Source organism: Anaerococcus murdochii (assembly GCF_019957155.1).
In the GTDB taxonomy this organism is placed as follows: domain Bacteria; phylum Bacillota; class Clostridia; order Tissierellales; family Peptoniphilaceae; genus Anaerococcus; species Anaerococcus murdochii.
Genome location: NZ_JAIPME010000002.1, coordinates 239785 through 255201, shown reverse-complemented (window position 1 = coordinate 255201; position 15417 = coordinate 239785). Strand labels below are relative to the sequence as shown.

General features: G+C 36.2%; 18 protein-coding genes. 16 read left to right on the top strand and 2 right to left on the bottom strand.

What is annotated here, in order from left to right; all coding sequences use genetic code 11:
* Positions 1-143 precede the first annotated feature (143 nt).
* The 13 genes from K8P03_RS01650 to K8P03_RS01590 all read left to right on the top strand — a co-directional run bounded on the left by K8P03_RS01650 (position 144) and on the right by K8P03_RS01590 (position 11002).
* Entirely contained in the window at positions 144-1256 is a 1113-nt protein-coding gene (locus tag K8P03_RS01650; protein WP_223417844.1) for an ABC transporter ATP-binding protein, read from the top strand.
* Positions 1249-2046: an ABC transporter permease gene (locus K8P03_RS01645; protein WP_223417842.1), complete on the top strand. Its 798-nt coding sequence runs from the start codon at positions 1249-1251 to the stop codon at positions 2044-2046. The genes K8P03_RS01650 and K8P03_RS01645 overlap by 8 nt, the downstream gene beginning before the upstream one ends.
* Positions 2036-2830, top strand: a complete 795-nt coding sequence (locus K8P03_RS01640) for an ABC transporter permease (protein ID WP_223417841.1) — start codon at positions 2036-2038, stop codon at positions 2828-2830. The genes K8P03_RS01645 and K8P03_RS01640 overlap by 11 nt, the downstream gene beginning before the upstream one ends.
* Positions 2823-3902 carry an ABC transporter substrate-binding protein gene (locus K8P03_RS01635; protein ID WP_223417840.1) on the top strand — a complete coding sequence of 360 codons (1080 nt, stop codon included), beginning with the start codon at positions 2823-2825 and terminating at the stop codon, positions 3900-3902. Before K8P03_RS01640 ends, K8P03_RS01635 begins: the two co-directional genes overlap by 8 nt.
* A gap of 88 nt (positions 3903-3990) precedes the next feature.
* A complete protein-coding gene (locus tag K8P03_RS01630; protein ID WP_223417839.1) occupies positions 3991-5184 on the top strand; it encodes a M20 metallopeptidase family protein in 1194 nt (397 codons plus the stop codon).
* Between the two features lie 71 nt (positions 5185-5255).
* The gene (gene trkA / locus K8P03_RS01625; RefSeq protein ID WP_223417838.1) at positions 5256-6617 is read left to right on the top strand and encodes a Trk system potassium transporter TrkA; all 1362 of its coding nucleotides are present in this window, start codon (positions 5256-5258) and stop codon (positions 6615-6617) included.
* A 2-nt stretch (positions 6618-6619) separates the two neighbouring features.
* Complete coding sequence (locus K8P03_RS01620) at positions 6620-8080, top strand: TrkH family potassium uptake protein (protein ID WP_223417837.1); 1461 nt, start codon at positions 6620-6622, stop codon at positions 8078-8080.
* Between the two features lie 178 nt (positions 8081-8258).
* Entirely contained in the window at positions 8259-8699 is a 441-nt protein-coding gene (rplM, locus tag K8P03_RS01615) for a 50S ribosomal protein L13 (protein WP_223417835.1), read from the top strand.
* Between the two features lie 10 nt (positions 8700-8709).
* Entirely contained in the window at positions 8710-9102 is a 393-nt protein-coding gene (rpsI, locus tag K8P03_RS01610; protein WP_223417833.1) for a 30S ribosomal protein S9, read from the top strand.
* 60 nt (positions 9103-9162) lie between these two features.
* The gene (locus K8P03_RS01605; RefSeq protein ID WP_223417831.1) at positions 9163-9786 is read left to right on the top strand and encodes an epoxyqueuosine reductase QueH; all 624 of its coding nucleotides are present in this window, start codon (positions 9163-9165) and stop codon (positions 9784-9786) included.
* A 41-nt stretch (positions 9787-9827) separates the two neighbouring features.
* Positions 9828-10133 (top strand): hypothetical protein, encoded by a 306-nt coding sequence (locus K8P03_RS01600; RefSeq protein ID WP_223417829.1) that lies wholly within the window; start codon positions 9828-9830, stop codon positions 10131-10133.
* A complete protein-coding gene (locus tag K8P03_RS01595; protein WP_223417827.1) occupies positions 10126-10605 on the top strand; it encodes a ferritin in 480 nt (159 codons plus the stop codon). Before K8P03_RS01600 ends, K8P03_RS01595 begins: the two co-directional genes overlap by 8 nt.
* A 142-nt stretch (positions 10606-10747) precedes the next feature.
* Positions 10748-11002, top strand: a complete 255-nt coding sequence (locus K8P03_RS01590) for a hypothetical protein (protein ID WP_223417825.1) — start codon at positions 10748-10750, stop codon at positions 11000-11002.
* Positions 11003-11066: 64 nt separating this feature from the next.
* Here the strand turns inward: K8P03_RS01590 and K8P03_RS01585 are convergent, their stop codons facing one another.
* The gene (locus tag K8P03_RS01585; protein WP_223417823.1) at positions 11067-11873 is read right to left on the bottom strand and encodes a Cof-type HAD-IIB family hydrolase; all 807 of its coding nucleotides are present in this window, start codon (positions 11871-11873) and stop codon (positions 11067-11069) included.
* 8 nt (positions 11874-11881) lie between these two features.
* A complete protein-coding gene (locus K8P03_RS01580; RefSeq protein ID WP_223417821.1) occupies positions 11882-12118 on the bottom strand; it encodes a glutaredoxin family protein in 237 nt (78 codons plus the stop codon).
* An 89-nt stretch (positions 12119-12207) separates the two neighbouring features.
* On the opposite strand from K8P03_RS01580, the gene srtB reads away from it, so the two are divergent.
* The 3 genes from srtB to K8P03_RS01565 all read left to right on the top strand — a co-directional run bounded on the left by srtB (position 12208) and on the right by K8P03_RS01565 (position 15405).
* Positions 12208-12990 (top strand): class B sortase, encoded by a 783-nt coding sequence (gene srtB / locus K8P03_RS01575; RefSeq protein ID WP_223417819.1) that lies wholly within the window; start codon positions 12208-12210, stop codon positions 12988-12990.
* Positions 12987-13892, top strand: a complete 906-nt coding sequence (locus K8P03_RS01570) for a DNA-3-methyladenine glycosylase family protein (RefSeq protein ID WP_396020901.1) — start codon at positions 12987-12989, stop codon at positions 13890-13892. Before srtB ends, K8P03_RS01570 begins: the two co-directional genes overlap by 4 nt.
* A 193-nt stretch (positions 13893-14085) precedes the next feature.
* A complete protein-coding gene (locus K8P03_RS01565; RefSeq protein WP_223417815.1) occupies positions 14086-15405 on the top strand; it encodes an ABC transporter substrate-binding protein in 1320 nt (439 codons plus the stop codon).
* The last annotated feature ends 12 nt before the right edge of the window (positions 15406-15417 follow it).

The following is a 15417-nucleotide window of genomic DNA, read 5'->3' as shown; positions in this document are numbered from 1 at the left end:
GTACTGGGCCCAGGTCCGGTACATTTTTTTGCCCATTTTTGGCGAAAAAAATTAATAAGTCCAAGAAGTTTTACAAATACTTCTAATAATTGACATAAAAAGCGGTATACTTTTTATAATGAGAAAATGTTGGGGGTTGGAAAATGGATAAAAATTTTGAAAAATACTCGGTGGTTCTTGAAGGAGTTTCCAAATTTTTTGGAGATGAAGAAGTCCTAAAATCTGTGGATCTAGAGCTTGAAAAGGGGAAATTTTATACCCTTTTAGGTCCTTCTGGTTGCGGCAAGACTACTATTTTAAATTTAATAGCAGGATTTTTGGAGCCAACAAGTGGATCTGTCTATATAAACGGGAAAAATGTGGGAGATGTCCCAGCAAATAAGAGGACTGTAAATACAGTTTTTCAAAACTACTCGCTTTTTCCTCACATGAATGTTTACGACAACGTGGCCTTTGGTCTTGAAATCAAAAAAACTGACAAGGCTATAATACAAAAAGAAGTTAAAAAAGCCCTTGGTATGGTAAATCTAGCTGGTTTTGAAAAGCGTGAGGTAAGCCAGATGTCGGGCGGACAAAAGCAGAGGGTGGCAATTGCTCGTGCTATTGTCAATAAACCAGACGTACTTCTCCTAGATGAGCCACTTTCAGCCCTTGATATGAAATTAAGAAAATCTATGCAGGTCCTTCTTTCAGATATACAGTGGGAGCTTGGGATTACCTTCGTTTTTGTAACCCACGACCAGGAAGAAGCCCTAGCTTTAAGCGACCATATTTTTGTTATGGATAAGGGGAAAATTGTCCAACAAGGACCACCAAAAGACATCTACGATGAGCCAATTAATCGCTATGTTGCCCAGTTTATTGGTGAATCCAACATCCTAAAGGCGAAAATGGTTGATGACTACAAGGTAGAATTTGCGGGCAAGGTCTTTGACTGTTCCGACGCTGGTATTGCTAAGGGCGAAAGGGTAGAAGTTGTTATAAGGCCTGAAGATATAGAACTTGTCCCAGCCCAAGGCGCTGACATTGTTGTAAATATTGACAACATCCTTTTCCGTGGGGTTTTTAACGAACTTATTGCAATTGATAAGAGGAATTTTTCTTGGAAAATCCACACAACTAGGCGTTTTGAAGAGGGAGATGACATTGGAATCAAGATAGATCCTGAAAATATCCACGTTATGCGCTACAACGAAAGTGAAGAGGCATTCGATAAGAGAATCGAAAAATATGCGACAGGAGAAAGCGATGGCTAAAAAATACCAAAAATTAACCTTTATTTACTATATTTGGATTTTAGTTTTTATAATTGCGCCAATCCTCCTTTTGCTCTACCAGTCATTTTTTGACATTTATGGCAATTTTACCTTTGATAATTATATTGCATATTTTTCCAACAAAAACTATATAATAATGACCTTAAATTCCTTTTTGACAGCCTTTTTAATCACTTCCTTTACACTTTTGTGGGCTTATCCTTTTTCATATTTTTTGACCAAGGCCAAGCACAAGGATTTGATTTTGCTCTTGGTAATTTTGCCAACCTGGATAAACCTAGTTCTTAAGGCCTATGCCTTTATTGGACTTTTTAACAAAAACGGAACAATCGTAGGACTTTTGGGACTTGCAAGCCAAGGTTTTCTTTTTACAAACCCAGCCTTTATACTGGTTGCATCTTATGTAGAACTTCCCTTTATGATCTTGCCGATCTTTAGGTCTATAGATACAATTCCAAGAGAATATATAATCGCAAGTGAGGATTTGGGAGCGACTAAGTTTCAAACCTTTAGAAAAATAATTTTGCCTCTTTCAATGGATGGGGTTATAGCTGGTTTTCAGGCGGTTTTCATCCCTTCCCTATCCCTATTTTTAATCACAAGGATAATCGGGGGCAATAAGATAATTACTCTGGGAACAGCAGTCGAACAGCACTATCTAGTGACCCAAAACTGGGGCATGGGCTCAACTATCGGTCTTATCCTTATTGGAATTATGTTTGCAGTAATTTCGTTTTTGAACAGGAGGGGGGACTTAAATGGAAAATAGATCGACTAAATTATCAAATTTATTTTTGATTTTCGTTTTTGTAATCATGTACTTACCTCTGGGATATTTGATTTTTTATTCCTTCAACAGCGGCGGAAACATGAATACTTTCGAATCCTTCACCCTGGACCACTATTTGGCAGTTTTTTCTGACAAGAGGCTCATAAATATAGTTTTAAATACGCTTATTTTAGCCCTTTTGTCATCCTTGATTGCAAGTGTCATTGGCACTTTAGGTGCGATTTCGATTTACTATACAAAAAACAAAAAAATTAAGAAACAAATTTTAAGCTTAAATTCAGTCTTGATGGTCCTCCCGGACATCATGATGGGAGCGAGTTTCTTGATATTATTTTCCATGTTAATAAAAATTCCTATGGGATTTATGTCGGTTCTTTTGGCCCACATTGCATTTTCAATCCCAATTGTAGTTTTGATGGTCCTTCCAAGACTCTATGCCCTAAATGAAGATATGATAAGGGCTGCCGAAGACTTGGGCGCAAATGATATGACAATTTTAAATAAGATAATTTTGCCAAATATAGCAAGCGGGATTTTTGCGGGCTTTTTTATGGCGCTTACTTATTCCCTAGACGATTTTGCGGTGACATTTTTCGTAACAGGGTCTGGTTTTTCAACCCTTTCTATAGAAATTTATTCTAGGGTGAGAACAGGAATTTCCCTTGAAATCAACGCCCTATCTGCAATAATTTTTGCTATATCATTAGCCATGGTAGTTATCTATTACTTTATAGAAAGAAGGGAGGCAAAGAAATATGAATAAGGTTTATAAATTTGTCCTAGGGATTTTGGCCCTAACCCTCCTTTTAGTTTTAGGTAAGGAAAGGCTAAATGCTAGTTCTACAGGGACTAATGACAAGGACATATATTTTTATAACTGGGGAAATTATGTAGATCCTGAAGTTTTGAAAGATTTTGAAGAGGAAACTGGCTACAACGTAATCTACGAAACTTTTGACTCAAATGAGGCTATGATGGCAAAGATTGAGCAAGGAAAAACCTACTATGACTTGGCTTTTCCATCAGAATATACGGTCGAAATAATGCGTGATAAGGGACTTTTAGAAAAGCTTGACCATTCAAAAATTGTGGGACTCGATAATATTGACCAGAGATTTTTAAACCAGTCCTATGATCCGGGCAATGAATATTCAATACCTTATTTTTGGGGGACTTTCGGTATAATTTATAACACCGAAAAATATAGCGAGGCAGATGTGGATTCTTGGGCAAATCTATGGGATCCTAAGTTTGAAGGGGAAATCCTATCCTTTGATGGAGCAAGGGAAACACTTGGAATTGGTTTACTTAAGAAAGGTTACAGCCTTAATGAAAAGAACGAAAAAATCCTAAGAGAAGTCAAAAATGACCTGGTGCCCTTTATGTCAAATGTCAAGGCCCTACTTGCTGACGAAATCAGGATGTATATGGGCCAAGGCGAGGCTGATATAGGAATTACCTTCTCTGGTGAGGCTGCAATGGCCCAAGATATGAATGAAAATCTAGCCTACCACATACCAAAAGAAGGCTCAAATATTTGGTTTGATACAATGGTAATTCCAAAGACAAGTAGGAATAGTAAGGGGGCCTATGCTCTTATATCTTATTTTTTAAGGCCAGATATAGCTGCAAGAAATGCTGATTATGTATGGTACGCAACTCCAAACAAGAAGGCAATGGATTTAATTGATGAGGAAGCAAGGGAGGATAAGACTCTTTATCCTGATGATGAAATAATTGATAAACTAGAAGTTTTCAAAGATTTGGGCAAGGAAACAACTATTTTGTATAATGATTTGTTTTTGGATTTAAAAATAGCTCCACAAGCTGATTAGGAAAAAAGACTTGGTTAAGCAAAAGCTTAATAAAAACCGAGTCTTTTTTCAGTTGGGTATAATAAATAATAATAAGGAAGGAAGAAAATTGACAGAGATAATTAAAAAAGCAATACTAGCTAATGAAGAAAAAATGATAGAAGATAGAAGATTCATGCACGTCCACCCTGAACTTGCCATGAAAGAGGTAAAGACAACTGCCTTTATCAAAAAAGAACTGGAAGCTTTGGGCTTTTCTCCTGTGGATATCGATCCTACAGGTCTTATGGTTGAAATAAATCCAGAAAGTAAGGGCAAGACTGTTCTTTTGAGGGCAGACATAGATGCCCTACCAATAAAGGAAACAAATGATTTTGATTTTAAAAGCCAAACTGAAGGCCTAAGCCACGCTTGCGGCCATGATATTCATGCTGCCATGCTTTTAAATGCTACAAAAGCACTTTTGAAAGTAAAAGATGACTTAAATGGGAGGGTTAGGATAATTTTCCAACCTGGCGAAGAAACAGGCGAAGGTGGTAGGGCAGTTGTAAGCGGAGGCTACACCAAGGGAGTTGATTCAGCTTTTGCCATCCACATTCACACCGGATGGGATCTTGGAAAGGCCTCAACTGGTTATGGAGAAGTAATGGCAAATAACACCTTCTTTACAGTTAAATTTAAAGGAACTTCTGCACATTCATCTACCCCTTATCAAGGAAATGACGCCATGCTAATGCTTGCAAATTTCATAAATGTTGCCTATGCAATCCAAGCGAGAAAAATCGACAATGTTTTCCACCCAGTTGTGTTGAACCTAGGAGTTGTAGAGGGCGGGTCCGCAGCAAATGCAGTGGCAGCTGATATAAAACTCGATGGATCTTTTAGGTCTTTTTCTAATGAGTCAGTTGACTTTATGGTAAGACAACTAGAAAAAGCAGCCAAACTTTCTGCAGAAATCTACGGTGGAAGTGCTGAATTTGGCTACCATATGGGAGCTGGAGCTGTCATAAATGAGGAAAAGTCTACAGACCTATCTGTAAAAATAGCCAAGGAAATTTTTGGTGAAGACAATGTTCAAACAGATTTAAAACTAGCAGGTTCAGAAGACTTTGGTTTTTATTTATCAGGTTACAAAGATGTGCCAGGTGTGGATGGAACCTACATGTTTATAGGTGGCAGAGACCCAGAAAACAAGGCAACATACCCTCAAAACCACGCCAAAGACTTCAATCCAGATGAAAGAGCAATGAAATACGGGGCAGAACTTTTAGCTCGTTATGCCTACGATTATCTAAAGAAGTAAGCAAATCTTATGGGAAAATTTATAAAAGCGGTAAGGTATTAGTAGATTTTTAAAATTCCCAAGGAGCTTTAATGAAAATAATTATTTTGGGAGCCGGCAAAGTCGGCTCTTTTGTGACACAAGACCTATCAAATGAGGGTCATGATATAGTTGTAATCGATAGAGACAAGGAAGTTTTAGATGAACTTTTGGCAACCAACGACGTTATGGGCTTAGTTGGAGACGGCCGTGATGTCGAAGCCCTAATAGAGGCTGGGGCAGAATATTGTGATCTTTTCATAGCCATTAGCCAATCTGACGATGTAAACCTAATAGCATCGACTTTTGCCAAAAATTTGGGAGCCAAGAACATAATTATAAGGATGAGGGAACCTCGCTATGTTAAACACAGGAAATTTATAGGCCAGGTTACCGATGCCATGTCAATAGTAAACCCAGAATACATAGCAGCCAAGGACCTTCAAAGGAGCCTAAAATATTCCCACGCCCTAAATGTTGAGTCATTCTTTAAAGACAGGGCCATTATGATGGAATTAGTTATAGAAGAAGGCTCTGCCCTTGACGGCAAGAAGCTTTCTGACCTATCTTCATATTCAAAAAACTACCACACATTGATTGGTATCATCAACTCTGATGGGGAAGTAAATATACCCCACGGTTATGACGTCCTAAAAAGCGGTGATAAAATTTATGTCATAGGCGAAAAAGAAGATGTGGATATTTTCTATAGATACGAACAAAAAGGCGCCTACGATATAAAAAATATCCTAGTTATAGGAGCTGGAAATATTTCTAAATACCTAGTTGGCCTTCTAATCGAAAGGGGCTTTAAGGTAACTGTTGTTGAAATTGACAGAAAAAAAGCCGAAGACATTAGCGAAATGCACGAAGAAGCTGTTGTTATTAACGCTGACGGTACAAGCCCAGAAGTCTTAGAAGAACTAAGGCTAAACCACTTTGATGCCCTTTTGGCCCTAACAGGTATAGATGAGGAAAATATTTTGATTTCCTTACTTGCTCAAAAATCTGGACTTGAGAAGGTCATTGCAAAAGTAAATAGGACAAAACTTTTGAAAATGACTGGAATTTTAGATAATGATACTACTTTTGCGCCAAAAATGGCGGCATCAGATGTCATTAACAGACGAGTAAGGTCTAAGGTAAATGCCAGGGGGGCTTCGATTTCGTCCTTGTATAGGCTAGAAGATGGGGCAGTTGAAGTAATAGAATTTAAGGCTATAGACCATTCTAAAATCCTTGATAATCCTTTAAAAGACCTAAATATAAGGGACGACAGCCTAGTTCTTGCAATAGACCACGGCCAGGTTGAGATAGAAATCCCAAATGGTAGGTCAAAGATCAACCTTGGCGACTCAGTCCTAGTAGCAACAACCAACCACAGCTTCAAGGTTTTAGATGATATATTGGAGTAAATATGAATCGTAAGGTTATAAATTACATCCTAGGTAGATTGCTCCAAGTATTGGCCCTACTCATGTTGGTGCCATTAATGGTGGCCTTTATCTACCGAGAAGGATTTTATGATAAATTATATTTTTTTATACCAATTTTAATAGCAAGCTTTGCAGGAAGTATCTTAGTTAAAATCGGTGACGAACAAGGCCATATTTATACCAGGGAGGGCTTGTTTACAACAGCTGCCGCTTGGATCCTTTTTTCTATAATTGGGGCTATACCCTTGTATTTGACACCGACAAATTACCATACTTTTTTGGATGCCTTTTTTGAGATGGCGAGTGGTTTTACAACCTGTGGGGCATCTGTAGCCATCAATGTGGAACTTCTTCCACATTCAATAATTATTTGGAGGTCTCTATCCCATTTGATTGGAGGTATGGGAATTTTGGTTTTCACCCTTGCTATACTTCCAAAATCAAACAAGGAATCATCAAGCCTTTTGAAGGCTGAAATGCCAGGCCCATCTTTTGGAAAGATTACTCCAAAACTTACTTATACAGCCAGAGTCTTATACATAATCTATCTTGTAATGACTCTGATAACTGTAATATTCTTGCTTTTTGGCGGTATGGATTTGTTTGATTCAATAATCTTCGCCATGGGAGCGGCAGGAACTGGAGGATTTGCCAACAAGGGATTATCAGTAGGATACTATGATTCTAGGTATATAGAAATAGTTCTTTCTATTGCCATGCTCGCATTTGGTGTAAACTTCAACCTCTATTATTTTGCCCTAATTAGGTCAGCTAGAGAAGGCTTTAAATCAGAAGAGCTTTATTGGTATTTGGGTATCGTAGCCCTTGCTACAGGCTTAATATTTTATAATATTAGGGACTATTATGGGGACCTTGTTTATACAGGAATCCAGTCACTCTTTACAGTGTCGTCCATAATGACAACTACGGGCTATGTTTCGGCTGACTACGGGTCTTGGCCGATGTTTTCTAGAAATATCTTAATTTTATTGATGTTTATAGGAGCGTCTGCAGGATCAACTGCAGGTGGTTTTAAGGTTTCAAGGTTTTTAATCCTTTTTAAATCTACAATCAACCACATAAAAAAAGTTATAAATCCAAAGAGAGTTGCCATTACCAAGCTTGATGGAAAGAGGATGGACGATGAGCTCGAAGAGGCTGTAAATAAATATCTAGTTTTATATATACTTTTATTTATCCTATTTATGGTAATAGTAAGCCGTGATGTAGAGAATTTTGAATCAGCCTTTGCAGCTGTTGCCACAACTTACAACAACGTGGGACCGGGACTTAAAGATTTTGGGCCAGTATCTTCCTTTGCATCAATGGCTCCAACTTCTAAGTTTACCCTAACTTTGGCCATGCTATTTGGAAGGCTTGAGCTTTATCCAATGCTCTTGCTATTTTCTCCATATTCTTACAAGAAAATGGCAAAAAAATAAGAAAATCTTGACAAAAGCTTTAAAAGCAAGTATTATATATCAGTCGACTCAGACCTTCATAAGGAATCGAGACGATCGCATATCCTGGGAGCGATAAAAAAATGCCAGGACGAGTACAGCCGCAAGCTACTAGTGCGGTGTCTAAATATAGTAGCCGAAAAAATTATAGGAGGATGAGATGAAACATCAAAAGACATGGACTGCGACTCCATCAAACATCGAAAGAAAATGGTATGTTGTTGATGCAGAAGGCATGGTTCTAGGTAGACTAGCTAGCCAAGTTGCAGCAATACTAAGAGGAAAGAACAAACCAACCTTTACTCCACACTTTGACACAGGAGATTATGTAATAGTAATCAACGCTGACAAGGTAGTGCTTACAGGAAACAAAGAAGACCAAAAAGAATACAAGAGATATTCTGGATACACAGGTGGTCTAAAAATCACTAAATTCAAAGACATGAAGGCTAAATATCCAGAAAGAATTGTAGAACATGCAATAGTAGGAATGCTTCCACACAACAAACTAGGTCGTCAAATGGCAAAGAAACTAAGAGTTTATGCTGGCAGCGACCACGGTCATGAAGCACAATTCCCAGAAGCTTTGGATCTTAAGTAAGGAGTAAAATATGGCAGGAAACATTATTCAATCAACTGGTAGAAGAAAAACCTCTGTTGCAAGAGTAACAATGGTACCAGGATCTGGAAAAATAATCATAAACGGAAAAGATTTAGATCAATATTTTGATTTTGAATCTCTTAAAATTGTAGTAAGAAGCCCACTAACATTAACAGAAAACCTAACAAGCTATGACATTAGAGTAAATGTTAACGGTGGTGGATTTAATGGTCAAGCAGGAGCTATCAGACACGCTATCGCAAGAGCTCTTGTAGAAGCAAACCCAGACCTAAGAATTGCCCTAAAGAGAGCTGGTTTCTTAACACGTGATTCACGTAAAAAAGAAAGAAAGAAACCTGGTTTCAAAAAGGCAAGAAAATCTTCACAATTCTCAAAGAGATAATATACAAATACAAATCGCAGGAATTTTATTCTTGCGATTTTTTTGCTTGAAAGGTTTTATATGAATAAAATAAATTACAATAAGGTCATGGAAGATATTATTAAAAAACTTGATGAAAATGGCGAAAAACCTAGGCTTTTGCTCCAGGTTTGCTGCGGGCCATGCTCAACACAAGTTATTGAAAGGCTTAGGGACCATTTTGATATGGACCTATATTTTTATAACCCCATGATCTATCCAAGAGAAGAACTTGATAAGCGTGCTGAAAATTTAAAAAAAGTGGCAGAGAAATCTCATTTTGAAGGAAAGGTGATAATTCCAGCCAATGATATGAAAGACTTTTACGAAGTTTCCCAAAAAAGGAAGGATGACAAGGAATTCGGCGAGGCTTGCTATGATTGCTATAAGCTAAGACTAGCTGAAACTGCAAGGCTTGCCAAGGAAAAATCTTACGATTATTTCACAACTAGCCTTTCGATTTCTCCTTACAAAAACGCCCAATGGCTTAATGAAATAGGGGAAGAACTCGAAAAAGAATACGGGGTTAAATATCTTTTCGCAGACTTTAAGAAAAGGGACGGCTACAAAAAATCAATCGAGCTTTCTAAAGAATACGGCATCTACAGGCAAGAATATTGTGGCTGTATTTTTTCAAAAAAAGAGATGGAAGAAAATAATTGTTAAGTTTTTTTAAAATTGGGTATCTTTACTAATAGGAGATGGCTATGAAAGACTTACTTTTAATTAAAAAAATAAATCCTTTAGAAGAAAATGCAGAAGTTTTTCCCTTTAGCTTCCAATTAGATGACAAATTAACTAAGAAGGAGGCAATGGAAATTTTTTGCGCCCTAAAATCGAATGGTATAGTAACTGAGGATGAGTTTATGATTAAGGATAAGACTTTTACAGTCAAAATAAACTCCAAAAATACAACACAAGTAATAAAGGAGATTTTAGCTAGAAACCTAGAGATATACGGAGTGTATATCCCATACGGAGAGATGCTAGAAAAAGGAGAAATAAATGAGTAAAGTATTAGATTTATTAAATGAACAAATGAACTTTGAATATGAGTCAGCATACATCTACAAAGCAATGGCTGCTTATACAGATAGACTTGAACTTGATGGATATACCCACTGGTTTGACGAACAAGTTAAAGAAGAAATCGGACACGGCGAAGCTATGAAACATTTCCTTCAAGAAGTAGGCTATGATGTTAGATATAAAGCAATTGCTGAACCACAATATGACTACGAAAGCCTAGTAGATGTATTTAAAGCAGCCCTAGCTCACGAAAAAGAAGTTACAAGAAGAATTCACGAAATCGCAGAAATTGCAAAAGATGAAGATCTTAGAGTATTTTCTTTCATCAAAGGCTTCATCGACGAACAAGTTGAAGAAGAAGACTCTGTAGGTAAAATCGTAACAAGACTTGAAAGAATCAACGGAAACTGGGGTGGAATCTACATCCTTGACCACGAACTTGGTTTTAGAAAATAATTTTAGGGGAGCTATGCTCCCTTTTTTTGTCCCTTACATATATTAAAATCAAACTTAAGATATAAAAGAATATCAAAAATAATCTTAAGATACTTGACATAGAACTTTAAAATATGTATAATATTAACAAAAGGAGTTCAATATGTTAACCTTACTTTTAATTATAGGGGCCTTTTTCATTGGCATCCCACTTATAAAATTAGTTTTTAAATTGATCTTAGGAGTCTTAGGTCTCACTCTTGGCCTTGTAAGCCTTCCATTTTTACTAATTGGAGGTCTTATAGTCTTACCAATAGTAATTGTCTTTGGTATCCTAACCCATCTTCTACCTCTAATTATCTTTGGGGGACTTATCTATTTTGGATATAGGTATATGACAAATAGGGATTATTATTAATATTTTGGATAAAAATAAGACTAAGGAGGATTTTCCTTCCTTAGTCTTTTTCTTTGTAAATTTTTTATAGGTTTAAAACAAATTTTTCTATTGCTTCCCCAACTGCACCCTTGTTATTATCAAGGCTTGTGACATAGTCGGCAGTTTCTCTTACTTGAAGTCTTGCATTTCTAACTGCTACAGACCTGCCAGCTTCTTCTAGCATGGCAACATCGTTGTAGTTATCACCAATGGCTAAGACATCTTTTAGGTCTATTCCATAATGGTCGCAGACTTTTTTGAGGGCTACAGCTTTATTTACGCCTTTGGCATTTATTTCCATATACATATTTGAAGAATATGAAATCTCAAGGTCATAGTTAGTAATCCTTGCTATATCAACTTCCAAAGCTTGGAGATGGTTCATATCTTCATTTTTGATTATTAGCTTGAGGATAGTTTCATCCTTTAGAAAATCAATATTGTCAGTATCCAAAATATTTATATGCTTTTCTGCAACTATTGTATCGTCAGTTAAATTGATGCCGTATTTTTTATCTAGGGTATATAGGTAAAAAGTGAGTTTGTTTTCATAGGCATAGGAAAAAACATTTTTGGCATAGGCAAAGTCTAAGTCAATCACATCAATAATTTCCTTAGTCTTAACATTCATTATAACTGCGCCGTTACAACAAATTATATACCTATCATCAGCAATGACACCAGCTTGTTCTGGTATATCGAAAATTTCGTATGGGCCCCTGCCTGTTGCAAGCATGACTATTAGGCCTTTTTCAATTGCTTGTTTAATAGCTTTTTTATTTCTTTCTGGTACTTTTTGGTCCTTACTTATTATAGTTTCATCAATATCAGATGCTATTAGTTTAATCATTTTTATCCTTATTTATAATTTTTTTTTAGAAATTCTATGATGTCATCAGATTCATAGAGGTATTCACCATCGTGGTATAGGCATGGAACTTGTCTTTTTCCGCCCTTTTCCATCAATTCCATCATGGCCTCGCGGTCTTCGTTTATATTTACTAGGGGAATATCTATATTGTTTTCTTTCATGAAATCTTCTACTTTTTTACAAAATCTACATACTGTTCCTACATATAACTTGTAATCTTTCATAGGTCCTCCTTTTTTTTACAAAAAACTTTTATTTACTCTCTCTTACGGTATATTATACTAATGAAACGAAACTTTTTAAAGGTGGTAAAATGAAATCAAAAACAATGGCATTCATTAGATTTGTCCTAATTTTAATAATTCTAGCCTGTATTGCAATCCTAGGCAAGAGAGGTCTAGATTACTGGACAAATATGAAAAACAATAGATATATAGAAGACTTATCCAAACAAGCTGAAGCGGATGTGGATTCAAATGATTATGCAAATGTTCCTACAGAAGAAATCAAGGATCCATTAGCAAGACTTGAGAAAATCCACTTGACTCTTTTAAAGAAATTGAAAGAGCAAAATTCTGATGTAATAGCAGTTTTAGAAATTCCTGGAACTGGTATAAAATACCCAATTTTCCAAGGTCCTGATAACGAATTTTACCTTAGAAAGGGTCTTAATAAGGAATACGACATAGCAGGTTCCATCTTTATGGATGTCTACAATTCCCCAGATATTAACGATGATAATTCTGTAATTTATGGTCACCATCTAGAAATTGACTCAATGTTTACACCTCTTGACCAGTATAGGAAGCAAGAATTTGCTGAGAAAAATAGGACCATTTACCTAACTACAGAAGAAGGTCTTAGAGAATATCTAATATTTTCAGCTTATGGTACACCATCTAGTTCTGATTATAGGACCTTAGACTTTACCTATGACGGAGACAAGGTGCCTTACTTTAACAAACTTAGGTCAAACTCTGAGGTAAAACTTGATACCAGACCTTTTACAGATGAGGATACAATCATTACCTTATCAACCTGCCAATACGATTATGAAGATCAGAGGCTAGCTATCCATGCTGTTAGGATTAAATAATGAGATACCAGACAAGTGAAAAGAGAAAATTAAATATAGAAGAAAGCCCTGAGGGACTTATCCTCAGGGAAGACTCTTTTAAAGTTGACCATATTTTCGAATGTGGTCAATGTTTTAATTTTAGAAAAAACGACGACGGGTCATATACAGCTGTATTTTTGGGAAAAATTATAAACCTTCTTGAATGTGAAGATTACACCCTAATTAGAAATGTAAGCCTGGATGAATTTTACGAAATTTTTTATGATTACTTCGACCTATGCACAGATTATGGAATGATAAAAGAAGTCTTGTCAGAATCAGAAATTCTAAATAAGGCCAGCGAATATGGTTATGGAATTAGGATTTTAAACCAAGATTTGTTTGAAACTACAATTTCCTTTATAATCTCGGCCAACAATCAAATTCCAAGGATTAAAAAAGCTGTCAGAATAATTTCTGAAAGATACGGAGATTATTTGGGAGAATATATGGGAGAAAAGTATTATTCCTTCCCAAGTCCCCAAGTTCTAGCAAAGGTTGACCCTTTAGATTTGAGGGAACATGCCAGAGTTGGTTTTCGTGATGTAAGGATTGTTGAAACATCCCAGGCTTTTGTGGATGGGTACTTAAATTTTGAAGATGAAAAAAATCTCACAGATAAAGAGCTCCACAACAAACTAAAAGAACTACCAGGCATTGGGCCAAAGGTAGCCGATTGTATTATGCTTTTTGCCTACCACAGGAGGGAGACCTTCCCTGTTGATGTCTGGATTAAAAGGGTAATGGAAACACTTTTTATCGGCAAAGAAGTTCCAAAAAAACAAGTAGACGACTATGCCAGAGAAATCTTTGGCGACCTTGCAGGCTACGCCCAGCAATACCTATTTTATTATGGTAGGGAAAATGCTATAGGAAAATAAGAAGAAAGATGAAGAATTAAAATAGATAAGTCTATTTTGATATTTCATCTTTTTTTAATTTATAATATTTAAAGGATACTTGAATAAATGATAATATTTTAACTAACTCCTATATGAACTTATCTTGACAATGTAAAAAAACTATGATAGGTTTTAATAGAGAAGATGTTTTTAATTTTGAATCGAGGGTCCTATGGAAAAGAGCAAATACAAAAGACTGGGGATAATTACTATATTTGTTTTTGTAATTATTGCCTTGGTCCTTATACTTTTAAGTAATAAAAAAGAACCAGTAAGTCTCACAATGTGGCATGTTTATGGCGAACAAGCCTCATCTCCAATGGATAAGCTCGTTGATGATTTTAACGAAACTGTTGGCAGTAAGGAAGGTATTATAATAAATGTCACTGCTACATCTAATTCTGCAGAAATTGGCGAAGAGCTTCTAGATTCCCAAGCTAAGAAGTCTGGGTCAAAAAAGATGCCAGATTTGTTTTTTTGCCATAGTGGAAATGCAGATGATTTGGGGATTGAAAACCTAGTTGATTGGGAAGATTATTTTACAAAAGAAGAACTCAAAGCTTATCAAGAAGATTTTTTAGATGATGGGAGAGTGGGTAATAAACTTTTAGTTTTTCCTATCTCAAAATCAACCCACATGCTTTATATAAATGGGTCTATGTTTGCTAGGTTTTCTGAAGCGACAGGCCTGACCTATGATGATTTAAAAACTTGGGATGGATTTTTTGAAGTAGCTGAGAAATTCTACGAATGGTCTGATGGCAAGGCTTTTTGTGCCATGGACTATATTCTAAGGGAAATAGAATTATCCGCTCTTTCTGAAGATCCTAACCTAAGTCTTCATAATGATGGGGGTTGGTATGATAAGGATAATTTATCTTTTAAAAAGAACTTTGATAAGTTTATGAAATCATTGGTAGAGGGACATATAATTGTATCTGATCTTTATGCCAATACCCAGATGATGACAGGAGAGGTCCCGGCAGGAATCAGTTCATCTGCTGCTGTTTTGTATTATAACGATATAGTAACCTATCCAGATAATACATCTGAGGATATGGACCTTAAGGTCTTGCCTTTGCCAGTAAATAAAAATGAAAATAAATTTGACACCCTAGCAGGGACAGGACTTTGTGCCTATAAGACAAGTGAGGATAAGGCTAAGGCTTGTGCTATATTTGCTAAGTGGATTACAGAAAGCGAAAGAAACCTAGATTTTGTTACAAAAACTGGTTATATGCCAGTAAGACCTGATGCCTTTAAAAAAATTTCATCAATGGATTTTGAAAACAATGACTATAAAGAACTTTATAATAGCCTTTCAAAGATGCAAGAGAACTATAATTTTCTAAGTGAATCTTATGATTATAATAAGGTCTCAAGTTTTTATGGCAAATTAAGGGACAGGCAAAAATCCTTTGTAGAAAGGTACAATAAGGGTGAAGATTTGGATAAACTTATAGAAGAATGTTGGCAAATGCTTATAGGATGATTTAGGAGAAGG